Here is a 23,722-nt window from a genome sequence, read left to right as displayed (position 1 = left end):
ATGCGAATTTGTACTAGTATGATGCAAAAGTCTTTTCTACAAATTATGGCCACAACCAAGCCCATGTGCTTCGGCCTTCGCCTTGCAGTAAAACTAAAGTTCGGCAAGTGGAGGCTGTGTTCATGCATTCAAAGCCGATTCCGTAGGCTGATAAGGCTGCAGCAATTTTGGGATGCAGGAATTTTTGTTTTTCTCCTGTACCGATAATAATGACTTCTGGACGGTTTTCTGCTGTTTCAATTGCTGATATAAAAATTTGTTCGTTTAATTCTTCGATGGTTGTTTGAGGAATGATGCTCACTTTGCCATCTTGCCAGCAAATGGGTTTTGAGTATGTTTGTTCACCGATTTGCAATATGCCTTGTGAGGATGAAAAAAATGATGCGGTTTCATCGATATGGTTTTCTGTGATTTTCATGGCAATTCCTGTTTTTATGGTAGAACGATTTTTCAGACGGCCTTGGGAAACTTGCAAAAAAAGGTGCAAAATCAAGCAATATCAGGTAGGATTCAACGTTTAACCTTGTGCATTGATGCTTTGCTCTGAATTTACGATTGCAAGCGATTATAACAAGCCTTGGTTTTTCGTGATTATTTTAAAGTATCGGCTCAAAAGGAGACACAATGAAGCCAGTAAATATCGGTCTTTTAGGTTTGGGTACAGTCGGTGGCGGTACGGCCACTGTATTGCAGGACAACGCTGCGGAAATCAGCCGCCGCTTGGGACGTGAAGTCCGTATTTCTGCTGTTTGTGATTTGAGCGAAGAAAAAGCCAAACAAATTTGCCCGAATGCTGCTTTTATCAAAGATCCGTTTGAGCTGGTTCAACAGCAAGATGTTGATGTTGTTGTGGAATTGTTTGGCGGTACCGGTATTGCTAAAGATGCGGTATTGAAAGCGATTGAAAACGGCAAACACATTGTTACTGCCAATAAAAAACTGTTGGCTGAATACGGCAATGAAATTTTCCCTTTGGCGGAAGAAAAAAATGTCATGGTACAGTTTGAAGCTGCTGTTGCCGGCGGTATCCCTATTATCAAGGCTTTGCGTGAAGGTTTGGCTGCGAATCAAATCCGCAGTATTGCCGGTATTATTAATGGTACCAGCAACTTCATCCTTACTGAGATGCGTGAAAAAGGCAGCGCGTTTGCAGACGTCTTAAAAGAAGCTCAGGCTTTGGGCTATGCAGAAGCTGACCCTACTTTTGATATCGAAGGTCATGATGCCGGCCATAAAATTACGATTATGAGCGCATTGGCATTCGGTACGCCGATGAACTTTTCTGCCTGCTATTTGGAAGGCATCAGCAAACTTGACAGCCGCGATATCAAATACGCTGAAGAACTTGGCTATCGTATCAAGTTGTTGGGTATTACCCGTAAAACCGACAAAGGCATCGAGTTGCGCGTACACCCTACTCTGATTCCTGAAAGCCGTCTGCTGGCTAACGTTAACGGCGTGATGAATGCTGTCCGCGTCAATGCCGATATGGTTGGTGAAACCTTGTATTATGGTGCAGGCGCCGGTGCATTGCCAACGGCTTCTGCCGTGGTTGCCGATATCATTGATATTGCCCGCCTGATTGAAGCTGAGACTGACCATCGTGTCCCTCACTTGGCATTCCAACCTTCGCAAGTTCAAGCGCAAAATATTCTGCCTATGGATGAAATCACCAGCAGCTACTATTTGCGCGTTCAAGCAACTGACGAACCGGGCACTTTGGGTCAAATTGCCGCACTCTTGGCCAAAGAAAATGTTTCTATCGAGGCTCTGATTCAAAAAGGTGTGATTAATCAAAGTACTGCCGAAATTGTGATTCTGACCCATACCACAGTGGAACACAACGTCAAACGTGCTATCGCAGCGATTGAAGCACTGAGTTGCGTGGATGCTCCGATCACCATGATCCGCATGGAAAGCCTGCATGACTGAGCAACAAACGGAAAGGCCGTCTGAAGAGCAACTGGCAGCCAGAAAAAAAGCCAAGGCAAAAATCCGCACCATCCGCATTTGGGCATGGATTATTTTGTCTTTGCTGGCTCTGACCGCCCTGCTCTCACAATGCGCCATGAACAAGCCGCAGATGAAACAAAATGTGGTGGAGTCTTGCGTGAAAAACATTCCTTTTGCTGAAAAATGGCAAGCTGATTTGAAAGCAAAAGGTTTGGATGCGCAAAACGAGAAATTGGCTCAAGACTATTGTGTCTGCATGTGGGATCAGCCTTTAAGCAAACTCTCTGACGAGCAAATCCGAAACTTCGGTAAAATCAGCCCTATGGAGCAACTCAAGCTCTTGGGTGGCGCGGAAGCTTTTGAGGCACGCGATAAGCAGTGCGTGGCTGATTTAAAGGCTGAGTAAACCAAAATATCGGTTTAAGCCAAAGCTACAAGGCCGTCTGAACAACAGACGGCCTTTCTTATATTGATAAATAGTAATAAGAATTGATTTCATTATATTTTAAGTTTAAGATAGCTTGGTTAATTGCTTTTCTATGGTTGTTGCCATGCGTTACCACTTTCCTATTGCCATTGATATTTATGATTTTTTGTATACCGGCCGGTTTGACTATCTGGAAATCGGACAATCGGCAGAGTCTATTTTGCAGATGTTTCCTGCGCCTGATTGCGTCCCTAAAGGCTTGTTGGTACAAAAAGGCTGGAATATTTGGCTTTATGGCGATATTGAACTGCATTTCTCCGATAATCGGCTGACACAGATTCGTGCTGATTTTCAGCCTAATACTGCATTAAGCGGCGGCCGTTGGGTAAAGTTAAATCTGTGGTTTTTTGCAAATGGCTGCCTTGATGTATATGCCGTCATTCAACGCTTGGTACAACGCAATATCGATTTTATTAAAACGGAAACGCATACCAATTTGATTTTACAGCTGCAAAGCGGGGTTGAATTGATTTTTGAAAAATGTCGGGGTATGCAACTTGCCTCGTTCCGCAAACAAAAAGCCTCCCTGCCCCATTGGGCGCGTGAAACGGCTTCCTAAATAAAACAATGCCGTCTGAAAACATTATTTCAGACGGCATTATCAGTTACAAACCATTCAATAATTGTCGGATTTTCGTCATCGCAATAGAAGTCTGTTCATTACAGCCCTCAGTCCCTACTCCGCTATCAAAGCAATCAATGCTGCTGACGCTGCAAAAGTGGGTATAGGCCATTTTCAACTCCCTGGCCAAAACGGCTTCAGGCATACCGGTCATACCGAGTACATCTACCCCGTCACGGCGATAACGGGCGATTTCAGCGCGGGTTGGACGGCGCGGGCCTTGCAGGCAGCCATAAACAGCGGAATCGTAAATCGGCACATTGTGCGCTTTCGTGATATTCAATAATTCTTGTCGCAATTCATCGCAATAAGGGTTGAAAAAATCGGTATGGACGACAGGGCATTCTTGGCCTTCAAAAAAAGTATCTTTGCGGCCATAGGTATAGTCGATCAAATCGTCCGGCAACACTAAACTGCCATTTTCAAAATCGGGGTTGATACCGACGACTGAAGAAATGGCAATAATGTTTTCAACGCCTAAAGAATGTAACGCCCAAATATTGGCGCGGTAGTTGATTTCATGCGGCGCGATGGTATGGCTGAAGCCGTGTCGGGCAAGAAAAACAATATCCAAGCGCCCCAACCTGCCGAACAAAATAGGGCTGCTGGTTAAGCCGTATGGAGTGCGTATGATTTTTCGTTCGGTAATTTCGAGTTCTGGCAGTTTGGTCAAACCGCTGCCGCCGATAATGGCTAACATATAGACTTCCTTTGTTATCAATGGCCGTCTGAAACTTGGATTTCAGACGGCCTTAATATTATCGATTTATTTATGTTTGTAGAAATGGCTGCCGAAATAGACAGATGCACCTTCACGTAGTAAAACCAGCGTCACGGCGGCAAGCGGCAAGCCGGCAAGCATACCGACAAAACCCATCAGTTGTCCGAAAGCCATCAACGAGAAAATCACCCAGAAAGGCGACAAACCAATGCGGTCGCCGACGATTTTAGGCGTAATGAAAAAGCTTTCCAAGAATTGTCCGACACCGAATACAGCCCAGACCATCAATAAGCCCTGCCATGAGCCATATTGCAAAAGCGCGGCGATTGTCGCCAGCAAAAGGCCGGTAAATGCGCCCAAATACGGAATAAATACCAAAATACCGGCAATCATACCGATAGCAAAGCCGGAATCCAAACCGACCAACATCAAGCCCAAGCCATAGACCAAGCCCATAATCATCATAACCATCAGCTGGCCGCGCAGAAACTCGCCCAAAACTTCATCCATATTGCCGCTGATACGCGTGTAGGTCTCGATAAAACGGCGTGGAACCAATTTGCTGATTCCGGAAGACCAGCGTTTCCAATCCAACAAGAAGTAATACAGCAACAAAGGCAACAACACCAAATTGCTGACACCGCTGATGACGTTGCCGCTTTGACGCATCAAGGTCGGAATCCATGCTTTGAGCGTATTGCTCAACTCATCCGTATGCGACTGCAACCATGCGATGATTGATTCTTGATCAATTTGAATATAATCCCCGCTGATGCTGTTGAGCCACGGTAGTAGTTTGTTTTGAACAAAGCCTACGATTTGCGGCAGGCGTTCGGCCAGATTATTAAACTGGTTCAACAACATAGGCACGATAATCAGTACTAACGACAGCAATATTAGCAAAGCCAGCGCCATAATAATCATAGAGGCCGGCGCGTGGCGGATACGCTTCAATTGCAGCCACTCGACCAAGGGATTCAAAACATAGGCCAAAACGGCGGCCACAATAAACGGCGTCAAAACATCGACCAAGGCATATAAAAGCCAAATAAAGGCTGCGATGACGCAAGCCATAATAATCCACGGTTTTGCGCCGCGCGCTTTCTTTTGATACATAAAAGGTGTTCCCCAGTTGATGCTTAAGGTTTTCAAAATCAATAAGCAGTATAACAGATTCACAAAGGCCGTCTGAATGCGTGATGGCCATTAAGATAAAATAAAAATTGTTGACAATAATGCCAAAAAATTCAGCCTGAATCCTCCAATTTAAGATAAAATACGCTCCGACAATCTACCCCCATACCCGAATAAGGAAATCCAATGAGCACTTCTTTGAGCTATCGTGACGCAGGCGTGGATATCGACGCAGGCGATCAACTGGTCGAAAACATCAAACCTTTTGCCAAGCGTACTATGCGCCCTGAAGTGTTGGGTGATTTGGGCGGTTTCGGCGCTTTGGTCGAAATCGGCAAAAAATACAAAAATCCGGTATTGGTTTCCGGTACGGACGGCGTCGGCACCAAGCTGAAACTGGCATTCGACTGGGATAAACACGATACCGTCGGTATCGATTTGGTTGCCATGAGCGTCAACGACATTTTGGTTCAAGGTGCTGAACCTTTGTTCTTCTTGGACTATTTTGCTTGCGGCAAGCTGGATGTTGCCCGCGCGACTGATGTGATTAAAGGCATTGCCCAAGGCTGCGAAGAATCCGGTTGCGCTTTGATTGGCGGTGAAACTGCCGAAATGCCGGGCATGTATCCCGAAGGCGAATACGACTTGGCCGGTTTTGCCGTCGGTGTAGTTGAAAAAGAACGCGTCATCAACGGCCGCAGCATTCAGGCCGGAGACGTTGTTTTGGGCTTGGCTTCCAACGGCGCACACTCCAACGGCTACTCTTTGGTACGCAAAATCATCGAACGCGACAATCCCGATTTGGACGCGGAGTTTGACAACGGCAAAACCTTGCGCGAAGCCATCATCGCCCCTACCCGCCTGTATGTGAAACCTATCCTTGCCGCTTTGGAAAAATTCACCATTAAAGGTATGGCCCATATTACCGGCGGCGGCATTACCGAAAACGTACCACGCGTTTTACCTGAAAATACCGTCGCACAAATCGATGCCAAAGCGTGGGAATTGCCTAAACTGTTCCAATGGCTGCAAAAAGCAGGCAATGTGGAAACCCAAGAAATGTACCGTACATTCAACTGCGGTATCGGCATGGTCGTTATCATTGCCGAAGAAGATGCCGATGCGGTACAAGCATTCTTGAGCGAACAAGGCGAAACCGTTTACCGTTTGGGCGCAGTTCGTGAGCGCAACGGCGACGAACATCAAACCCAAGTGGCTTGATTAAGCTGTAATTAAAAAAGTGCGGATGATGAATCCGCACTTTTTTGTTTACACTGCCCTAGCCTACTTCTTCCAAAAAGCCGGCCAACTGCGCCGTATCGTGGGCAATCATCAGCTCTTCATTGGTTGGCACAACCAAAACAGCCGGCATAGAACCTGTCGGACTGATGATACCGGAGTTGCCGTAGCGTTTGTCCATGTTGGCTTTGGTGTCGATGTGCAGACCCAAGAAATCAAGATAGGAAACGGTTTTGGCACGGATGTTGCGCGAGTTTTCGCCGATACCGCCGGTAAACACGAGTGCGTCAACGCCGCCACAAGCCACTGCCATCGAAGCAATGTATTTGGCAAGGCGGTAGGTCATGACTTCCAGGGCCAAACGAGCGCCTTCATGGCCTTCATCCGCCGCGATTTCCAAAGAACGGCAGTCGTTGGAGAGTTCGGAAATACCGAGCAAGCCTGATTTTTTGTTCAGCATTTCATCAACTTGGGCAACATCCAATCCGGCTTGGGAAGTCAGATAGCTGTATACACCCGGATCGATGTCGCCGCAACGGGTGCCCATTACCAAACCTTCGATCGGCGTGAAGCCCATACTGGTGTCAACGGATTTGCCGTTTTTGATGGCGGTAATGGATGCGCCGTTGCCTAAGTGGGCAATAATCATGCGGATGTCTTCCAGAGGTTTGCCCAAAATCCGTGCGGCCTCAGGGGCAACGTAACGCATGCTGGTACCGTGGAAACCGTAGCGGCGGAAAGCGTATTTTTTACGCAATTCACGCGGAACGGCATAAGTGTAGGCACGCTCCGGCATGGTTTGGTGGAACGAAGTATCCATCACGCCGACATTGGGCAGGCCTGGGAAATGCTCTTGCGCAGCCAAAATACCGTTAATATTGGCAGGGTTGTGCAGCGGAGCGAGCGGAATGCAGGCATTGAGTTCGTCCATTACCGCTTGGTCGATCAAAACAGATTCGCTGTATTTTTCGCCGCCGTGTGCGATGCGGTGGCCAATGGCTTTAATGCGGTCGTGCAGGCCGTGTTTTTCAAGCTCTTTCAACAGCATACCTACGGCACCGGCATGGTCGTTACGGCCGGTCAAGGCTGTTTGGCATTTTTTACCGTCTTTGCTGAACGTAATGACTGCTTCGGGCGTACCCAAACGTTCGCCGAGACAGCTTAGGAGGACATTACCGCTTTTACGGTCGATAACGGCGCCTTTGAGCGAAGAGCTGCCGCAGTTCAGAACAAGAATGAGTTGGTTGGACATGGTGTTTCTCCTTTGAATTTTTGATTGTTTTTTTGGTTTCAGGCCGTCTGAAAAGAGCAAAAACATTTGAGAGCTTTCCAGTTTGCCTTTGGTTTGGTGTTTAGTCAGGCTTCATGCCCAATCCTAATCTCCATTGCAGGTATCGCTACCCGACTAAAATCTGCTTATTTGGTTTTCAGACGGCCTTGTTTAATGCTGCGGCCGTCTGAAAACTTAAAAGCAATCTTCCGGCACTCGGACTTGTCCTTCCATAATCACGCGTGCGCTACGGCTCATGACCGCTTTGGTGGCCGTCCATTGGCCGTCCTGACATTCGGCGGCTGCACCGACACGCAGTGTGCCTGACGGATGACCGAAACGGACTTCTTTACGCGCTCCGCCTCCGGCTGCAAGGTTGACCAGCGTACCGGGCACGGCGGCAGCGGTAGCGATGGCAACTGAAGCAGTACCCATCATGGCGTGGTGCAATTTGCCCATGCTCAGCGCGCGTACCAATAAGTCGATGTCGGCTGCTTTGACGGTTTTGCCGCTTGAAGCGGTGTAATCTGCCGCCGGAGCGACAAAAGCGACTTTCGGAGTATGGGCGCGGGTGGCAGCTTCGGATACGTCGCTGATCAAGCCCATTTTCAGCGCGCCATAAGCGCGGATGGTTTCAAATTTTTCCAGAGCCGCGGCATCGTTGTTGATGTCGTCTTGCAACTCTTTGCCTGTGTAGCCCAAATCTGCGGCATTTAGGAAAATGGTTGGAATACCGGCATTGATAAGCGTGGCTTTCAGACGGCCTATATTCGGCACATCAATTTCATCAACCAAATTGCCGGTTGGGAACATACTGCCTTCGCCGTCGGCTGGATCTAAAAATTCAATTTGTACTTCGGCTGCCGGGAACGTTACGCCGTCAAGCTCAAAATCGCCTGTTTCCAAAACTGCGCCGTTTTGCATCGGCACATGGGCAATAATGGTTTTGCCGATGTTTTTCTGCCAAATTTTGACGGTACACAGGCCGTCTGAAGGGATTTTGGATTTATCGACCAAACCTTGTTCGATGGCAAATGCGCCCACGGCGGCGGTCAGATTACCGCAGTTGCCGCTCCAATCGACAAAAGGTTTGTCGATGGAAACTTGTCCGAACAAGTAATCGACATCGTGATCGGTACGTTCGGATTTGTCCAAAATCACGGCTTTGCTGGTGGACGAACTGGCATTACCCAAACCGTCAATCTGTTTGCCGTAAGGGTCGGGGCTGCCGAGTACGCGCAAGAGGATTTTGTCGCGTGCCTCGCCTGCTTCCTGCGCAGCGGCCGGCAGATCGGTGCGTTTGAAGAAAATGCCTTTGGATGTACCGCCGCGGTAGTAAACGGCTGGAATTTTAATTTGCGGCATTTCGAGTTCTCCTTTGTATTTCTAGTATGGTTTTTTCAGACGGCCTCTCAAACATTCAAGGCCGTCTGAAAACCTTTTTGAGCGTAGTCCGGGTATTTTGACGATACCCGATTTACCTTACGCTGCATTTCCTTCTAAGAAGTCTTGTGCGAAGCGTTGCAACACGCCACCGGCTTCATATACCAATACTTCTTCTGCGGTATCGAGGCGGCAGGTAACCGGAACTTCGACGGTTTCGCCGTTTTTACGGTGAATCACGAGGGTCAGGTCGCAGCGCGGTGTGCGTTCGCCGACAACGTCGTAGGTTTCCGTACCGTCCAGTTGCAGGGTGTGGCGGTTGGTACCCGGTTTGAACTGCAGCGGCAACACGCCCATACCGATCAAGTTAGTGCGGTGGATACGCTCGAAGCCTTCGGCAACAATCGCTTCCACGCCGGCGAGGCGTACGCCTTTTGCAGCCCAGTCGCGGCTTGAGCCTTGACCGTAGTCCGCACCGGCAATGATGATGAGCGGCTGTTTGCGGTTCATATAGGTTTCGATGGCTTCCCACATACGCATGGTTTTGCCTTCAGGTTCAACGCGTGCCAGAGAACCTTGGCGTACGCTGCCGTCTTCGTTTCTCACCATTTCGTTAAACAGTTTCGGATTGGCGAAGGTTGCGCGTTGGGCGGTCAAGTGGTCGCCGCGGTGGGTTGCGTAAGAGTTGAAGTCTTCTTCAGGCAAACCCATTTTTGCTAAATATTCGCCTGCAGCACTGCTGGCCAAAATCGCATTGGATGGCGAGAGGTGGTCGGTGGTGATGTTGTCGGGCAAAATCGCCAGCGGACGCATACCGCTCAATGTACGTTCCCCTGCCAGTGCGCCTTCCCAGTAAGGTGGGCGGCGGATGTAGGTGGACATTGGACGCCAGTCGTATAGCGGGCTTGGTGCTTTTTGCGCTGTGCCGGTGTCGAACATCGGGATATAAACGTCGCGGAATTGTTGCGGTTTCACATATTCGGCCACGATGGCATCGATTTCTTCGTCGGTAGGCCAAATATCTTTCAGGCGGATTTCTTTGCCGTCTGCAACGCCGAGTACGTCGTTTTCAATATCGAAACGGATGCTGCCTGCCAGCGCGTAGGCAACGACCAACGGAGGCGAAGCGAGGAAAGCCTGTTTCGCATACGGATGGATGCGGCCGTCGAAGTTTCGGTTGCCGGACAATACGGCGGTAGCGTACAAATCGCGGTCGATGATTTCCTGCTGAATTTTCGGATCCAGCGCGCCGCTCATGCCGTTACAGGTGGTACATGCGAAGGCAACGATACCGAAGCCGAGTTTTTCCATTTCAGGCAGCAGGCCTGCTTCTTTCAAATAGATTTCGGCTACTTTTGAACCCGGGGCAAACGAAGATTTCACCCAAGGTTTACGTTTCAAGCCGAGACGGTTCGCATTGCGTGCCAACAGCGCGGCGGCGACAACGTTGCGCGGATTGGAAGTATTGGTACATGAAGTAATCGCGGCAATAATCACTGCACCATCAGGCATTTGGCCGTCTGAAGGCTCTTCATAAGGTTTAGCCAAGCCTTTGCTGGCCAAATCGGCGGTCGCAAAACGGGCATGTGGGTTACTTGGACCTGCCATGTTACGGGTTACGCTGCTCAAATCAAATTTCAAAACGCGCGGATAAACGGCGGTTTTCAAGGCATCTGCCCACAAGCCTGCGGTTTTGGCGTAGGTTTCCACCAATTTCACTTGCGCGTCATCGCGACCGGTCAGTTTCAAATAATCAATGGTTTGCTCATCAATAGCGAACATCGCGGCAGTCGCGCCGAACTCGGGGGTCATGTTGGAAATGGTGGCACGGTCGCCGATGGACAGACTTCTTGCGCCCTCACCGAAAAATTCGACAAATGCGCCAACCACGCGCTCTTTACGCAAAAATTCGGTCAGTGCCAACACGATGTCGGTAGCAGTAATGCCCGGCTGGCGTTTGCCGGTCAGCTCAACGCCAACAATATCAGGCAGACGCATCATGGATGCACGGCCCAACATTACGGTTTCGGCTTCCAAACCGCCCACGCCTACGGAAATCACGCCCAGTGAATCGACGTGCGGCGTATGTGAGTCAGTACCGACGCAGGTGTCAGGGAATGCCACGCCGTTTTTGACTTGGACAACCGGAGACATTTTTTCCAAGTTGATTTGGTGCATAATGCCGTTGCCTGCCGGAATCACGTCCACATTTTCAAATGCGGTTTTTGTCCAGTTGATGAAGTGGAAACGGTCTTCGTTACGTCTGTCTTCGATTTCGCGGTTTTTGCGGAAGGCATCAGGATCGTAGCCGCCGCATTCAACGGCCAGAGAGTGGTCGACGATGAGCTGGGTTTGCACCACCGGATTCACTTTGGAAGGATCGCCGCCTTTTTCTGCAATCGCATCGCGCAGACCTGCCAAATCCACCAACGCTGTCTGACCCAGAATATCGTGACACACCACGCGTGCCGGATACCAAGGAAAGTCGATTTCCTGTTTTCCCTCAATCAGCTGACCCAGCCAGCTTTGCAGCGTAGGCAGGTCGACTTTGTCTGCGCGGTTGACCAAGTTCTCAGCCAAGATACGGCTTGTATAAGGCAGCTTGTCGTAAGAGCCTGGTTTGATGTCTTCACACGCCTGACGCGCGTCGTAATATTCCAAATCCGTACCGGGCAAAGCTTTGCGGTAGCGTTGGTTGGCAGTCATGTCGGTTCTCCTAAATCTATTATTTTTTTGGTTTTGGGTTTCAGACGGCCTGTTGATTCGGACCTTAAGGCCGTCTGAAACCATAAATTCTGTTTTATTGCTTGTTGTCTGAAATCTATTCGCGGTATGAAAAAAATTGCTGCTCCGCTACCATCATTCCCGTATAGACGGAAATCCAAACTTAAATCTTTCGGCACTCTTTACAGCAGAACATTTCAACTTTTGAATTTCTGCCTGTATGGGAATGACGACAGCAGAGCAGCATGTTTTCCAAACGGCCGGCTCTCTCTCTCGCATACTGCACTAGGCCGTCGAAAAACGAAAACATCATTTATTCATTGTTTTCAAACGGCATTTCGAGATGGGGCAGGCTGGCGGCCCACCCTGCTGTTACGCGTATTAGCGGTTTTCAATCTCCACGAATGCCAAATCTTCAGGGCCTGTGTAGTTTGCGCTCGGACGGATGATTTTGCCGTCTTTGCGTTGCTCGAGAACGTGTGCGCTCCAACCGGTTGTACGGGAAATGACGAACAGCGGTGTGAACATAGCGGTCGGTACGCCCAATTTTTGGTAGGAAACGGCGGAGAACCAGTCCAGATTCGGGAACATTTTTTTCTCTTCCCACATCACGCTCTCCAAGCGTTCGGCAATGTCAAAGAGGCGCATATCGCCGGTTTCTTTGCTCAAACCGCGTGCCACTTCTTTAATGACAACGTTGCGAGGGTCGGAAATGGTGTACACCGGATGACCAAAACCGATCACGATTTCTTTGCGGCCGATGCGTTCGCGGATGTCGGCTTCAGCTTCGTCGGCATTGCGGTAACGTTTTTGAATATCGTAAGCCACCTCGTTCGCGCCGCCGTGTTTCGGACCTTTCAACGCGCCGATTGCACCGGTAATGCAGGAGTACATATCAGAGCCTGTACCGGCAATCACGCGGGCGGTAAAGGTAGAAGCGTTGAACTCGTGTTCTGCATACAGAATCAGTGAAACGTGCATCGCTTTGATGTGTGATTCGCTTGGGCGTTTGCCGTGCAACAGGTGCAGGAAATGACCGCCGATGGTCTCTTCGTCGCTTTCAACTTCAATGCGTTTGCCGTTGTGCGAATATTGATACCAGTACAAGAGGATGCTGCCGAGGCTGGCGATCAGTTTGTCGGCGATGTCGCGCGCTTCACTTTCCGGATGGCTTTCACGTTCAGGATGAACGCAGCCCAGCATGGATACGCCGGTACGCATTACGTCCATCGGATGGGTATGTGCAGGCAGGCTTTCCAAAACTTTAATCACACGGATAGGCAGGCCGCGCATGGATTTGAGTTTGGTTTTATAAGCGGCCAGCTCGAATTTGTTGGGCAGATGACCGTGAATCAGCAGGTGGGCGACTTCTTCAAACTCGCATTTTTGTGCCAAATCCAAGATGTCGTAACCGCGATAGCTCAAATCGTTACCGGTACGGCCAACGGTACACAATTCGGTATTACCGGCCGCAACGCCAGAAAGCGCAACGGATTTTTTAGGTTTGAAAGTCGGGGTTTGAGTAGTTTCAGTCATGGTATTTCTCCTTTGTATTTTTATGGGTTTTATTTTTCAGACGGCGGATGCGGATTTGTTGAAAGGCCGTCTGAAAGCGGTTACTTATTTTTGAAACAATTTATCCAGTTTTTGCTCGAAGGCATGATAGTTCAGATGCTCGTACAGCTCGGCACGGGTTTGCATACTGTCAACCACCGCCGCCTGAGTGCCATCGCGCATAATCGCTTCATAAACATTCAGAGCGGCTTTGCTTGCTGCACGGAATGATGACAGCGGATACAGCACCAGCGATACGCCGTTTTCAGCCAGCTCGCTTTGGGTATAAAGCGGAGTGGAACCAAACTCGGTAATGTTGGCCAATACAGGTACTTTCACTGCATCTGCAAATTGGCGGTACATTTTCAAATCGGTCATGGCTTCAGGGAAAATCATGTCTGCACCGGCTTCGACACAAGCCTGAGCGCGTTCGATAGCGGCATCCAAACCTTCTACCGCCAGCGCATCGGTACGCGCCATAATCACAAAGTTTTCATCAACACGGGCATCTACGGCAGCTTTGATACGGTCAACCATTTCATCTTTAGAAACGATGGCTTTGTTCGGACGGTGGCCGCAGCGTTTTTGCGCTACCTGATCTTCGATGTGAACCGCTGCAACACCAGCGCGTTCAAAGTTGCGAATAGTACGGGCAATATTGAATGCACCGCCCCAACCTACATCGATGTCCACCAGCAAAGGCGTATCTACGTTGTCCGTAATACGTCGCGCGTCGATCAGCACATCTTCCATTGTGGTAATGCCCAAATCAGGGATACCGCAAGAGCAAGCTGCCACGCCGCCGCCAGACAGATAGATTGCTTTGAAACCGCTTTGGGTGGCCAATCGTGCAAAGTAAGCATTGACGCAACCGACGACGGCAAGAGGGTTTGATTCTTTCACGGCTTGGCGGAAACGTGCTCCGGCAGAGTGTTGACTCATCATATTTCTCCTTTATAGACTTTTTTCATCAGTATTAATCGGACGGCTCGGTTTTTTCACAACTTGAAACAAACCGTTTAAAAAGAAACAATCGTTCTAAAAACTGTTTTTAGACGGCCTGTAAAATTTCAATCATTAACCATCTAAAAAATTTAAAATTAATAAATACAAATAGTTATCAAATACAATACATACAATAAGGCTGAAGCGAAGGTATACGTTTTTTAATTTTTATTAATCAGTATATGAATGCTGTTGGGGGATACAGATATTTTAAAACCCGAAACGTTTGTAGGAATGCGGAAACTGGATTCGGGTTGAGAGCCTTCAGACCGCCGCGACTGGCAATAAGCTGGCGACGACGGGAGCGGCAGAGATGGGAGAAAATCTATAACAAGAGAGAGTGGTTTGATACAGATTCATGATGATGTTCCTTTGTAGTGCGATGTAGTTTTTATTTATGGAAACAAATTTAAAAAATAAAACCGGTCTTGTCAAACACTTTTTTCAAAAAAATTATAAAAAATTCAGTTATTAATAAACGATTTTTTTGCAACAAATGTAAAAAACGGACAGGCTGCACCACATCAAATCCTTGTGTGGCCTAGCTTCTGTCCGTTTTGTACTTTTGGCTGATAGTCAGAATAATTGTAAACAATCTGTCTAAAAATAATTTATAATTGATTCATTTATAAAGAACTTTTAAATATGCCTTCTGAAAAAATTAAAATTTTTGCCTTTAAATTTTCAGACGGCCTTTGCATGATGACTACTCTGCACTAAATGCCGTCTGAAAAGTCTGTTTGCCAATGGTAATGTCGGCAGTGTAATCATGGCGGCCTTCGACGCAAAATGGCAAGCGGATTTGCGCAGCCTGCCAACTTTGCGGCGATTGTTGCGTCAGGTTATAGTGGTTGAAGCCCATGTCCATGTTTTTCATACTGAAACTGATACTGACCGCACCCGTATTCTTCGGCACATTCTCCACCACAATATCAAACGGCTCGTGTGTATTGATAGAGGTCGCACGCACTTTTGAACCGTCAGGCAGAACGCAGCCTTGTGTTAGACTACATTCGACTACATTCGCTTTTATCTGTTGCCGCTGCCACCAATCCAAGAGCAGCAGTTTGGCCGCCGCAAACACAATCAGTAAAACAGCGGCAATCAGTAGTTTTTGATTTTTACTCATTTCAGACGGCCTCAATGTCATTATCGGTCAAAACGGCGTGCGCACCCATGCTCTGCCACTGTTCGCGATAAATGGAAACCATACTTTCCGGAGCTGCCACAATCAGCGGCATCGCCACGCCTTGCGCCAAAATATCAACAACTTGCTTGGCTGCCGCTTCATTCGCCACTTTCCAAACGACAGCATCGGCATTTTGCACCTGCTGCCATTGTTCGGCATTTTCAATGATTGGCCACACGCTGGATGCTTCTATCGGCTTGCCTTGTTGCCAATCGGCAAAATCCAGCAATACGGCTGATGCGGTTTGATACTGAGCCGACAGATATGGCACAACATGATATTCGCCCATGCTGTTTTGACCGCTCAAGCCGCTTTTCAGACGGCCTTGAAGCTGGCGCGGAATAGATAGGGAGTGTAATAATGCGCTATTGGCAGGCAACATCGGCGCAACGGTAAAATCCCCTGCCTTTTGCCATGCCCATTTCTGCCCTTCCCTCGATTGGATTTCTCCTGTCCATTGGTCGGCTTCCACCCATAAAAAATGCAGGCGTACATGTGCGTGTTCGTAGGAATGGGCTTTGGTCAGCCACGGCGTAGCAGCAAGGATACGGATACCGAGTTCTTCTTCAAACTCGCGTTGCAAGGCTTGAAAGTCGCTCTCGCCTGCCTCAACCTTGCCTCCGGCAAATTCCCAATAGCCGGCATAGGGCTTGCCCTCTGGGCGGGAGCTGAGCAGATAGCGGCCATTTTGGTCGAGCAAAATTCCGGCAACCACTTGCACCAATGGACGTGTGTCTTCAGTCATCATTTAGATTATTCTTATATGCGGCAGGCGGCGACACCTACCGATTTATGCGTAAAAAAACGATGTCGGGCCTATACGCCCGACCTTCAACAAATACCTAACCCTTCAGGCCGTCTGAAAAGGATGCTCTATTTCAGAATACTTAAATCCGGCCTTATTTTTCCGCAATGACAAAAGCCATGACGGTATCCTCTTCATCGCTCATACTGAGATGACAGCCGCTGATACCCTGCTCTTTCAGCCATTTTGTCAAAGCCGGTGCAAAAAACAATTCAGGTTTGCCCAATGCGTCATGTCCGACACCGATATTGCGGAAAGACACCACTCCGCGTATGCCCGTACCGACGGCTTTGGCAAAAGCCTCTTTGGCGGCAAAACGTTTGGCAAGATAGTTGACCGGTTTGCCTGCCTGCGGAAATTCCAACAGCTCTTCCGGGCTGAGAATGCGTTGCGCAAATGCCAGTCCGAATTTTTTGTTCAGGCGGATAATGCGTTTGAGGGAAACAATGTCTGTACCGATTCCATAAATCATGGGTCTGCTCCTTGTTTAAATAGTCAGGCCGTCTGAAAGTGTGAATACAGGCCAAAGCAAACCGCTTTAGCCTGTATGGCTGATGCCGTTAAGGCAGCATTCTGGCTCTGAACATGACTTCCTTCATTTGGCGGACAGCTTCAGGCAGGCCGAGGAAGAGTGCTTGGGAAATCAGCGAATGGCCGATGTTCAGCTCGCGGATGGCGAGAATTTGAGCAATCGGCGTAACATTGTGAATGGTCAGGCCGTGTCCGGCGTTAACGACCAAACCCAAATCGCTGGCGTAATGCGCGCCGTTTTGAATGCGCTCGAATTGTTTTATTTGCTCGGCGTGGCTGTGCGCATCGGCATATGCGCCGGTGTGCAACTCGATAACGGGCGCGCCGACATCATAAGCGGCTTGGATTTGCGCGTTGTCGGCATCGATAAACAAGGACACGCGGATGCCTGCGTCGGTCAGGATTTTAGTGAACTCGGCTACTTTATCCTGTTGCGCCAATACGTCCAAACCGCCTTCGGTGGTCACTTCTTGACGTTTTTCAGGCACGAGGCACACATCTTCCGGCATGACGTTGAGCGCGTTTTCCAGCATTTCTTCCGTCAGCGCCATTTCCAAATTCAGGCGCGTGCGGATGGCGTTTTTAACGGCAAACACGTCCGCATCTTTAATATGGCGGCGGTCTTCACGCAAGTGCATGGTAATCAAATCAGCGCCGTGGGTTTCTGCAATCAGCGCCGCTTCGACAGGGCTGGGATAAATCGTACCGCGCGCATTGCGGACGGTGGCAATATGGTCGATGTTTACGCCTAACAACATAATAATGTCCTTTCATTAAGGTTTCAGATGGCCTGAGTCATTACCTATCAAAGGCCGTCTGAAAAAATTCAACTGCCCAAGCCAAACTGCTGCAACTGCTGTAAAACCTGCCGAGACTTGATGCCCTCGGGTAGAAGGTTGTCAATCAAAAGCCGCGTTACTTTCAAAGCCTGACCGAGGCTTTCCTGATGAACGAAACTGCCTTCCCTCAAATCGATTAAAGTCGCGCCCAATACGGCAACGCCCTTATTAAGCGCATGGAAACGGTCGGCCTCGGCCAGGGGAACCACAGCTTCTTCAGGCGTGAGCCAATATGTTTCTTCGCCATTGATTTCATTGCCGTTGCCGTCATGAAACAAATCGGGGGCAAAACCCAAACGTGTCAACAGCGACCATTCAAAACGGCGCAAAGCGGCTATGTGGTTGGCCTCGCAACAGATGGTTTTCATGGTTTCCGCCAAAACATCGTAAAGCTCGGGCAACGGGTCTTCACGGACGGTCAATTTCAGCATTAACTCGTTCACATACAATCCACTGAACAAAGCCCTGCCCTGCGGCTGCGGCCACCCGCCTATCCATTCGGCACGATGCAGGGTCTTCAACTCTTGCGAACCATACCAAGACGCACTCACCGGCACAAACGGTACCAACACGCCGCGCAATTCGCTCTGCCGTTTGCGCGCGCTTCTGGCCAACAAAGCCACCCGCCCATAACGGCGGCTGAAAGCCTCCACCCACAAGCTGCTCTCGCGCCACGGGGCGGAAGCAAGCAGAAAGATAGGTTCGTGGTTGATGCGGTTTGGTTGCGCCATAAGGGTTTGGAAAGATAAAGATTGTGTCGATTATAACGGAAAATCGACGCAAAAAGGCCGTCTGAAAATCTGCCTTCTATAAAGGCCGTCTGAAAACCTTTATAATCCGTTTTGAATGAACAACCGACTTTCCTATGTTTATGCCAAAATTCCCTTTTAAATCTGCCCTTTCCCTGCTCTCTGCAGCCCTATTATCCGCCTGTTCGCTGATGAAATATCAGCCTGTCGCCGGTATTGATACGGTCGACCTGCAGCGTGGCTACCGCTTTGAAACCAGCTGGCCTCAGCACAACGACGAAGACGATACGCTTGTTGTGTTGATGTTCTCCGGCGGCGGTACTCGCGCGGCGGCCTTGGGTTATGGCGTGTTGGAGCAGCTTCATAAGCAGCAGATTACCATAGGCGGTAAAAAACAGTCTTTGATGTCGAATGTCGATGTGGTGGTCGGCGTATCCGGAGGCTCGGTTTTGGCGGCTTATTTTGCACTCAAGGGCGAAGAAACCATTCCCTTGTTTTACAAACGTTTCCTACACCAAAACTTCCAACGCCAAGTTGTCAAACAAGCATTTTCCATGTCCAACCTGCCCCGACTGGCCTCGCCTGAATACGGACGCGGTGATCTGTTACAGGAGCAGTTTGAAAACTACCTTTTCGGCAAAACCACTTTCCGCGATTTGGAAATGAACCGCAAAGGCCCGTTTGCCATCATTTCCGCCACCGATATGGGCATAGGCGAGCGTTTCAATTTCACGCAAGAATATTTCGACCCGATGTGTATCGACTTGGGCGACTTGCGACTTGCCCGCGCCGCTGCCGCGTCAAGCTCCGTACCTATGGTGTTTGCACCGATTACGCTCAATAACAACGGCGGCCATTGCCAATACACGCCGCCGTTTCAACTTGTCTCCGACAGCGAAGACAGCGAAGCAGGTAAAAAACAGCTGCAAACCCGAAAAGAATTTTTCGAGCGTTTCCAAAAATACAGCGACAGTAAAAACCGTCCCTACATCCACCTTATCGACGGCGGTTTAACCGACAATCTGGGCATGCGCAGCCTTTTGGACATGACGGAGATGTATCCGGAAAAAATCCTGACGCATAAAATTAAACAAAACAAAATCCGCCATATTGTCGTCATCAACGTCAATGCCCAAAACGAAGTCAGCAGCAATTTGGATAAAAGCGCTGCCGTACCCGGTTTCCGAGATGTCGTTTCCGCCATCGTGAATATCCCGATCGACCAACATTCGCAAGAATCTTTGCGCCGCTTCAGAGCTTTTGTCGACCAATGGAACAAAGACAAGCAAAATGAAAACATCTATTTCTCTTTCGTCAGCCTGAATCTCAAAGACCTTCCGCCATCCCAGCTGAGGGACAAGGTATTGAATATTCCGACCAGTTTCTATCTGCCGCCGGAAGACGTGGACAACCTGCGCACCGCCGCCGCCGAACTGATGAAACAGTCACTGGACTATCGCAACCTGCTGGCAGAATTTGCGGCACACCCCAATCCAGACACCATCTTTGCAGCCCCGCCTCCGGATGTGCAAGAGTTCAAGCCATTGAACGAAAAAGAAAAGCAGTAGCAAACTGTTCCATAAAGTGTAGCTCTGTTAAAATATATGCTTCATCTTATATTTCAGACGGCCTCAATACCCAAGGCCGTCTGAAACACTTAACAATAAATAGAATCCAACCATGACCGAATTAAACACTCCCATCGTTACCGATATTGACCGCCCCATCCTCGTTCCACCGGGCGGCCATAAGAAAGTCCTGCTGCATTCCTGCTGCGCCCCATGCTCCGGCGAAGTGATGGAAGCCATGCTTGCCAGCGGCATCGACTACACCATTTATTTTTATAACCCCAATATCCATCCGCACAAAGAATATATGTTGCGCAAAGAAGAAAATATGCGTTTTGCGGACAAATTTGGCATCCCCTTTGTCGATAAAGACGACGACTACGAAAACGACCGCAAAGAATGGTTCGCCAAAGCCAAAGGCATGGAATTTGAACCTGAACGTGGTATCCGTTGCACCATGTGTTTCGACATGCGTTTTGAAAAAGCGGCGCAATACGCCCATGAAAACGGCTTCCATGTCTTCACCAGCTCACTGGGCATTTCACGCTGGAAAGACATGAAACAAATCAACGGCTGCGGCCATCGCGCTGCCGAGCCGTACGATGACTTGGTTTATTGGGATTTCAACTGGCGCAAAGGCGGCGGCAGCGCACGCATGATTGAAATCAGCAAGCGTGAGCATTTCTACCAACAAGAATATTGCGGTTGCGCCTACTCCCTGCGCGATTCCAATGCCCACCGCAAATCGCAAGGCCGCATCCCCATCAAGCTGGGCGTATTGTATTACGGTGATGAATCCACCCAATACGAGCCTCAAGCCGAAAACAAAATCCTTGTTGAGAAATAAATATCAAAGGCCGTCTGAAATATTCAGACGGCCTTTGTTCAAATCAGATGATTAACGGCGGCGGAATTTGCCGTGATCAAAATCATCAAATGCCTGATAAGCAGCTTGGCATTGAATTTTTTGCTCGGCATAAGGCAAACCGCGGAACGCTTTTGCCGCTTTACGGTTTTCCCTCAACTCAGCCTTGTTGCCTTTATAACGATACCAAGCAGCACGGCGCTCAAGGTATCTCTTACAAGCAGGATGCAATTTGTTTTTCTTCGCCTGCTGGTGTTTGCTCACATGATGGCCATGCGGTTTGGCCGCCGCTTCGGCAGAATAAGCACCCAAGCTCAATACGGCAACCGCCGCCAGTGCGGAACCTAAAGTTTTCAGTGTCAACATGATTCGCTCCCAGTTTAGGTTGGATAGTCATCCCATTATATGCCTCGCCTGATACCTCGACAAACTTCTCAATATGTTTCATGATAAATGAGTTTAAGCAATTACAGCACTATCCTTCTTGCTTTGCAAAATTTAACATACCGTCCATGAAGACAGAAGCTGAATATAAATTTCTTTATTTCATAAGCCTCTAGCCAATGTCTAACCAAATGTGATGCAAATGCAAAATAATGCCAAATCGCCACAAAGCCACATGAATCCTAGTCTGAGCCCTCCCTCTCCTTAATCAGCCCCCGAAAAAAGCGCATTGTCAAGTCTAGTTAAACAAAGAAAAATACATTATATTGTGCCGTTCAAAGCAATCACATACCGTATCTTGTGTTTTTTAATGGGAAGACTGAACAATGAATGCAGCAACGAATATTAAAGTAACCAAACGCGACGGACGCTTGGAAAATATCGATTTAGACAAAATCCACCGCGTTGTTACTTGGGCGGCAGAAGGCTTACAAAACGTCTCCGTATCGCAAGTTGAGCTCAAATCACATATTCAGTTTTACAATGGTATCCGTACCGACGATATCCATGAGACCATCATCAAGGCCGCGGCCGACTTGATCTCACAAGATACGCCCGATTATCAATATCTGGCTGCCCGCCTCGCCATTTTCCATCTGCGCAAAATCGCTTATGGCGAATTCGAACCGCCTCACCTCTACGATCACGTTAAAAAACTGACCGAGGCAGGCAAATACGACCGCCACATCATCGCAGATTACAGCCGCGAAGAATTCGACGAGCTGAATGCCTATATCGACCACAGCCGCGATATGACCTTCTCTTATGCAGCCGTAAAACAGCTGGAAGGCAAATATCTGGTTCAAAACCGCGTTACCCGCCAAATTTATGAAACGCCGCAGTTTTTATACATTTTGGTGGCCATGTGTCTCTTCAGCAAATATCCGAAAGAGACCCGTTTGGATTACGTCAAACGCTTTTACGACGCCGTTTCCACATTCAAAGTATCGCTGCCTACACCTATCATGAGCGGCGTGCGTACGCCTACCCGTCAATTCTCAAGCTGCGTGTTGATTGAATGCGACGACAGCCTCGACTCCATCAACGCCACCACCAGCGCGATTGTGAAATACGTTTCCCAGCGTGCAGGCATCGGCATCAACGCCGGCCGTATCCGCGGTTTGGGCAGCGAAATCCGCGGCGGCGAAGCACAACACACCGGCTGTATCCCATTCTTCAAAATGTTCCAAGCGGCCGTTAAGTCCTGCTCGCAAGGCGGCGTACGCGGCGGCGCGGCAACCTTGTTCTACCCATTGTGGCATATCGAAGCCGAAAGCCTGTTGGTATTGAAAAACAACCGCGGCGTAGAAGACAACCGTATCCGCCAACTGGACTACGGCGTACAAATCAACCGCCTGCTGTACACCCGCTTGATTAAAGGCGGCAATATTACCCTGTTCTCGCCGAATGAAGTTCCGGGTTTGTATGATGCCTTCTTCGCCGACCAAGACGAGTTTGAACGCCTCTACACTCAATACGAGCAAGATCCAAACATCCGCAAACATACTTTGCCGGCAACAGAATTGTTCTCTACCCTGATGCAGGAACGTGCCGGTACCGGTCGTATCTACATCCAAAACGTTGACCACTGCAACACGCACAGCCCATTTGATCCGCGCGTTGCGCCTGTTCATCAGTCCAACTTGTGCATGGAAATCGCCCTGCCGACCAAACCGCTGGACAACATCAACGATGCAGAAGGCGAAATCGCCTTGTGTACCTTATCCGCCTTCAACTTGGGCGCATTGAACAACTTGGACGAACTGGAAGAGCTTGCCGATTTGACCGTACGCGCACTTGATGCCCTGCTGGATTATCAAGACTATCCGGTTGCAGCAGCACGCACCGCAACCATGAACCGCCGCACACTCGGCATCGGCGTAATCAACTACGCCTACTATCTGGCAAAAAACGGCGTACGTTACAGCGACGACTCCGCCCTCGGCCTGACCCACCGCACCTTTGAAGCCATGCAGTATTACCTGCTCAAAGCATCGGTAAACCTTGCCAAAGAATACAGCGCATGCCCGCTCTTCAACCAAACCGTTTATTCGCAAGGCAAACTGCCCATCGACACCTACAAAAAAGACTTGGATGCCGTGTGCAACGAGCCTTTGCACTACGACTGGGAAAGCCTGCGCGCCGACATCGTCAAATACGGCCTGCGCAACTCTACCCTGACCGCACTCATGCCGTCTGAAACCAGCTCGCAAATTGCCAACGCCACTAACGGCATCGAGCCTCCACGTGGCCTGGTCAGCGTTAAAGCATCAAAAGACGGTATTTTGAAACAAGTCGTACCGGAATTTGAAACCCTGAAAGATGCCTACGAAACCCTGTGGCAACTTCCCGGCAACGAAGGCTACCTGAAACTCGTCGGCGTAATGCAAAAATTCGTCGATCAATCGATTTCCGCCAATACCGCCTACGACCCGAACAAATTTGAAGGCAGCAAAGTTTCCATGAAACAAATGCTGAAAGACCTGCTGACCGCCTACAAATACGGCGTCAAAACCCTGTACTACCACAACACCCGAGACGGTGCGGACGATACACAGGCCGATATTCAAGATGACGGCTGCGCTGGTGGGGCTTGTAAGATTTGATAAGGGGGATTTTCAGACGACCTTTAGAGTTTAA

General features: G+C 49.1%; 21 protein-coding genes. 7 read left to right on the top strand and 14 right to left on the bottom strand.

Annotated elements, in window-relative coordinates; translation table 11 throughout:
• Nucleotides 1-43: 43 nt before the first annotated feature.
• Complete coding sequence (locus LPB400_RS06980) at nucleotides 44-418, bottom strand: Mth938-like domain-containing protein (protein WP_070461951.1); 375 nt, start codon at nucleotides 416-418, stop codon at nucleotides 44-46.
• A 206-nt stretch (nucleotides 419-624) separates the two neighbouring features.
• Between LPB400_RS06980 and LPB400_RS06975 the strand changes: the two genes are divergently transcribed.
• The 3 genes from LPB400_RS06975 (at nucleotide 625) to LPB400_RS06965 (ending at nucleotide 2,999) form a co-directional block, all read left to right on the top strand.
• A complete protein-coding gene (locus LPB400_RS06975; protein ID WP_070461931.1) occupies nucleotides 625-1,932 on the top strand; it encodes a homoserine dehydrogenase in 1,308 nt (435 codons plus the stop codon).
• The gene (locus tag LPB400_RS06970; protein ID WP_070461930.1) at nucleotides 1,925-2,359 is read left to right on the top strand and encodes a hypothetical protein; all 435 of its coding nucleotides are present in this window, start codon (nucleotides 1,925-1,927) and stop codon (nucleotides 2,357-2,359) included. The genes LPB400_RS06975 and LPB400_RS06970 overlap by 8 nt, the downstream gene beginning before the upstream one ends.
• 145 nt (nucleotides 2,360-2,504) lie before the next feature.
• Nucleotides 2,505-2,999 (top strand): hypothetical protein, encoded by a 495-nt coding sequence (locus tag LPB400_RS06965; protein ID WP_070461949.1) that lies wholly within the window; start codon nucleotides 2,505-2,507, stop codon nucleotides 2,997-2,999.
• Nucleotides 3,000-3,045: 46 nt separating this feature from the next.
• Here LPB400_RS06965 and LPB400_RS06960 read toward each other — a convergent pair whose 3' ends face one another.
• Together LPB400_RS06960 and LPB400_RS06955 are read right to left on the bottom strand one after the other, a co-directional pair.
• Entirely contained in the window at nucleotides 3,046-3,762 is a 717-nt protein-coding gene (locus tag LPB400_RS06960; protein WP_070461927.1) for an S-methyl-5'-thioinosine phosphorylase, read from the bottom strand.
• Between the two features lie 66 nt (nucleotides 3,763-3,828).
• The gene (locus LPB400_RS06955; protein ID WP_219088557.1) at nucleotides 3,829-4,899 is read right to left on the bottom strand and encodes an AI-2E family transporter; all 1,071 of its coding nucleotides are present in this window, start codon (nucleotides 4,897-4,899) and stop codon (nucleotides 3,829-3,831) included.
• Nucleotides 4,900-5,103: 204 nt separating this feature from the next.
• Here LPB400_RS06955 and purM point away from each other — a divergent pair, with 204 nt between their 5' ends.
• Nucleotides 5,104-6,138, top strand: a complete 1,035-nt coding sequence (purM, locus tag LPB400_RS06950) for a phosphoribosylformylglycinamidine cyclo-ligase (protein WP_219088555.1) — start codon at nucleotides 5,104-5,106, stop codon at nucleotides 6,136-6,138.
• 58 nt (nucleotides 6,139-6,196) lie between these two features.
• On the opposite strand, the gene LPB400_RS06945 is transcribed toward purM, so the two are convergent.
• The 10 genes from LPB400_RS06945 to recO all read right to left on the bottom strand — a co-directional run bounded on the left by LPB400_RS06945 (nucleotide 6,197) and on the right by recO (nucleotide 18,187).
• Nucleotides 6,197-7,408: an acetate kinase gene (locus tag LPB400_RS06945; protein ID WP_003746653.1), complete on the bottom strand. Its 1,212-nt coding sequence runs from the start codon at nucleotides 7,406-7,408 to the stop codon at nucleotides 6,197-6,199.
• A 213-nt stretch (nucleotides 7,409-7,621) separates the two neighbouring features.
• The gene (gene prpF / locus LPB400_RS06940; RefSeq protein ID WP_049349727.1) at nucleotides 7,622-8,791 is read right to left on the bottom strand and encodes a 2-methylaconitate cis-trans isomerase PrpF; all 1,170 of its coding nucleotides are present in this window, start codon (nucleotides 8,789-8,791) and stop codon (nucleotides 7,622-7,624) included.
• A gap of 117 nt (nucleotides 8,792-8,908) precedes the next feature.
• The gene (acnD, locus tag LPB400_RS06935) at nucleotides 8,909-11,515 is read right to left on the bottom strand and encodes a Fe/S-dependent 2-methylisocitrate dehydratase AcnD (RefSeq protein ID WP_219088553.1); all 2,607 of its coding nucleotides are present in this window, start codon (nucleotides 11,513-11,515) and stop codon (nucleotides 8,909-8,911) included.
• Between the two features lie 399 nt (nucleotides 11,516-11,914).
• On the bottom strand, nucleotides 11,915-13,069 hold the full coding sequence (prpC, locus tag LPB400_RS06930) for a bifunctional 2-methylcitrate synthase/citrate synthase (RefSeq protein WP_070583901.1): 1,155 nt from the start codon (nucleotides 13,067-13,069) through the stop codon (nucleotides 11,915-11,917).
• 84 nt (nucleotides 13,070-13,153) lie between these two features.
• The gene (gene prpB, locus LPB400_RS06925) at nucleotides 13,154-14,029 is read right to left on the bottom strand and encodes a methylisocitrate lyase (RefSeq protein ID WP_039862334.1); all 876 of its coding nucleotides are present in this window, start codon (nucleotides 14,027-14,029) and stop codon (nucleotides 13,154-13,156) included.
• 769 nt (nucleotides 14,030-14,798) lie between these two features.
• On the bottom strand, nucleotides 14,799-15,221 hold the full coding sequence (locus tag LPB400_RS06920; protein WP_219088551.1) for a hypothetical protein: 423 nt from the start codon (nucleotides 15,219-15,221) through the stop codon (nucleotides 14,799-14,801).
• Nucleotide 15,222: 1 nt separating this feature from the next.
• Nucleotides 15,223-16,026 (bottom strand): NUDIX domain-containing protein, encoded by an 804-nt coding sequence (locus LPB400_RS06915; protein WP_219089721.1) that lies wholly within the window; start codon nucleotides 16,024-16,026, stop codon nucleotides 15,223-15,225.
• A gap of 154 nt (nucleotides 16,027-16,180) precedes the next feature.
• The gene (gene acpS / locus LPB400_RS06910) at nucleotides 16,181-16,558 is read right to left on the bottom strand and encodes a holo-ACP synthase (protein WP_219088549.1); all 378 of its coding nucleotides are present in this window, start codon (nucleotides 16,556-16,558) and stop codon (nucleotides 16,181-16,183) included.
• A gap of 88 nt (nucleotides 16,559-16,646) precedes the next feature.
• On the bottom strand, nucleotides 16,647-17,375 hold the full coding sequence (gene pdxJ, locus LPB400_RS06905; RefSeq protein WP_070814162.1) for a pyridoxine 5'-phosphate synthase: 729 nt from the start codon (nucleotides 17,373-17,375) through the stop codon (nucleotides 16,647-16,649).
• A 68-nt stretch (nucleotides 17,376-17,443) separates the two neighbouring features.
• Nucleotides 17,444-18,187 (bottom strand): DNA repair protein RecO, encoded by a 744-nt coding sequence (recO, locus tag LPB400_RS06900; protein ID WP_070824286.1) that lies wholly within the window; start codon nucleotides 18,185-18,187, stop codon nucleotides 17,444-17,446.
• A 140-nt stretch (nucleotides 18,188-18,327) separates the two neighbouring features.
• Here recO and LPB400_RS06895 point away from each other — a divergent pair, with 140 nt between their 5' ends.
• The gene (locus LPB400_RS06895) at nucleotides 18,328-19,773 is read left to right on the top strand and encodes a patatin-like phospholipase family protein (RefSeq protein WP_219088547.1); all 1,446 of its coding nucleotides are present in this window, start codon (nucleotides 18,328-18,330) and stop codon (nucleotides 19,771-19,773) included.
• A gap of 112 nt (nucleotides 19,774-19,885) precedes the next feature.
• Nucleotides 19,886-20,620, top strand: a complete 735-nt coding sequence (locus LPB400_RS06890; RefSeq protein ID WP_219088546.1) for an epoxyqueuosine reductase QueH — start codon at nucleotides 19,886-19,888, stop codon at nucleotides 20,618-20,620.
• A 51-nt stretch (nucleotides 20,621-20,671) separates the two neighbouring features.
• Here LPB400_RS06890 and LPB400_RS06885 read toward each other — a convergent pair whose 3' ends face one another.
• A complete protein-coding gene (locus LPB400_RS06885) occupies nucleotides 20,672-21,004 on the bottom strand; it encodes a stress response protein (protein WP_070583918.1) in 333 nt (110 codons plus the stop codon).
• A 404-nt stretch (nucleotides 21,005-21,408) separates the two neighbouring features.
• Between LPB400_RS06885 and nrdA the strand changes: the two genes are divergently transcribed.
• On the top strand, nucleotides 21,409-23,688 hold the full coding sequence (gene nrdA / locus LPB400_RS06880; RefSeq protein WP_107769048.1) for a class 1a ribonucleoside-diphosphate reductase subunit alpha: 2,280 nt from the start codon (nucleotides 21,409-21,411) through the stop codon (nucleotides 23,686-23,688).
• Nucleotides 23,689-23,722 lie beyond the last annotated feature (34 nt).

The sequence above is a fragment of the Neisseria perflava genome (assembly GCF_019334725.1).
In the GTDB taxonomy this organism is placed as follows: domain Bacteria; phylum Pseudomonadota; class Gammaproteobacteria; order Burkholderiales; family Neisseriaceae; genus Neisseria; species Neisseria subflava_A.
The sequence above is the reverse complement of the archived record's forward strand: the minus strand, read 5'-3'. Positions and strand labels throughout refer to the sequence as shown.

Coding starts and splice junctions, on each gene's coding strand:
- LPB400_RS06980 (WP_070461951.1), bottom strand. CDS start 418: ATGAAAATCACAGAAAACCATATCGATGAAACCGCATCATTTTTTTCA.
- LPB400_RS06975 (WP_070461931.1), top strand. CDS start 625: ATGAAGCCAGTAAATATCGGTCTTTTAGGTTTGGGTACAGTCGGTGGC.
- LPB400_RS06970 (WP_070461930.1), top strand. CDS start 1,925: ATGACTGAGCAACAAACGGAAAGGCCGTCTGAAGAGCAACTGGCAGCC.
- LPB400_RS06965 (WP_070461949.1), top strand. CDS start 2,505: ATGCGTTACCACTTTCCTATTGCCATTGATATTTATGATTTTTTGTAT.
- LPB400_RS06960 (WP_070461927.1), bottom strand. CDS start 3,762: ATGTTAGCCATTATCGGCGGCAGCGGTTTGACCAAACTGCCAGAACTC.
- LPB400_RS06955 (WP_219088557.1), bottom strand. CDS start 4,899: ATGTATCAAAAGAAAGCGCGCGGCGCAAAACCGTGGATTATTATGGCT.
- purM (WP_219088555.1), top strand. CDS start 5,104: ATGAGCACTTCTTTGAGCTATCGTGACGCAGGCGTGGATATCGACGCA.
- LPB400_RS06945 (WP_003746653.1), bottom strand. CDS start 7,408: ATGTCCAACCAACTCATTCTTGTTCTGAACTGCGGCAGCTCTTCGCTC.
- prpF (WP_049349727.1), bottom strand. CDS start 8,791: ATGCCGCAAATTAAAATTCCAGCCGTTTACTACCGCGGCGGTACATCC.
- acnD (WP_219088553.1), bottom strand. CDS start 11,515: ATGACTGCCAACCAACGCTACCGCAAAGCTTTGCCCGGTACGGATTTG.
- prpC (WP_070583901.1), bottom strand. CDS start 13,069: ATGACTGAAACTACTCAAACCCCGACTTTCAAACCTAAAAAATCCGTT.
- prpB (WP_039862334.1), bottom strand. CDS start 14,029: ATGAGTCAACACTCTGCCGGAGCACGTTTCCGCCAAGCCGTGAAAGAA.
- LPB400_RS06920 (WP_219088551.1), bottom strand. CDS start 15,221: ATGAGTAAAAATCAAAAACTACTGATTGCCGCTGTTTTACTGATTGTG.
- LPB400_RS06915 (WP_219089721.1), bottom strand. CDS start 16,026: ATGACTGAAGACACACGTCCATTGGTGCAAGTGGTTGCCGGAATTTTG.
- acpS (WP_219088549.1), bottom strand. CDS start 16,558: ATGATTTATGGAATCGGTACAGACATTGTTTCCCTCAAACGCATTATC.
- pdxJ (WP_070814162.1), bottom strand. CDS start 17,375: ATGTTGTTAGGCGTAAACATCGACCATATTGCCACCGTCCGCAATGCG.
- recO (WP_070824286.1), bottom strand. CDS start 18,187: ATGGCGCAACCAAACCGCATCAACCACGAACCTATCTTTCTGCTTGCT.
- LPB400_RS06895 (WP_219088547.1), top strand. CDS start 18,328: ATGCCAAAATTCCCTTTTAAATCTGCCCTTTCCCTGCTCTCTGCAGCC.
- LPB400_RS06890 (WP_219088546.1), top strand. CDS start 19,886: ATGACCGAATTAAACACTCCCATCGTTACCGATATTGACCGCCCCATC.
- LPB400_RS06885 (WP_070583918.1), bottom strand. CDS start 21,004: ATGTTGACACTGAAAACTTTAGGTTCCGCACTGGCGGCGGTTGCCGTA.
- nrdA (WP_107769048.1), top strand. CDS start 21,409: ATGAATGCAGCAACGAATATTAAAGTAACCAAACGCGACGGACGCTTG.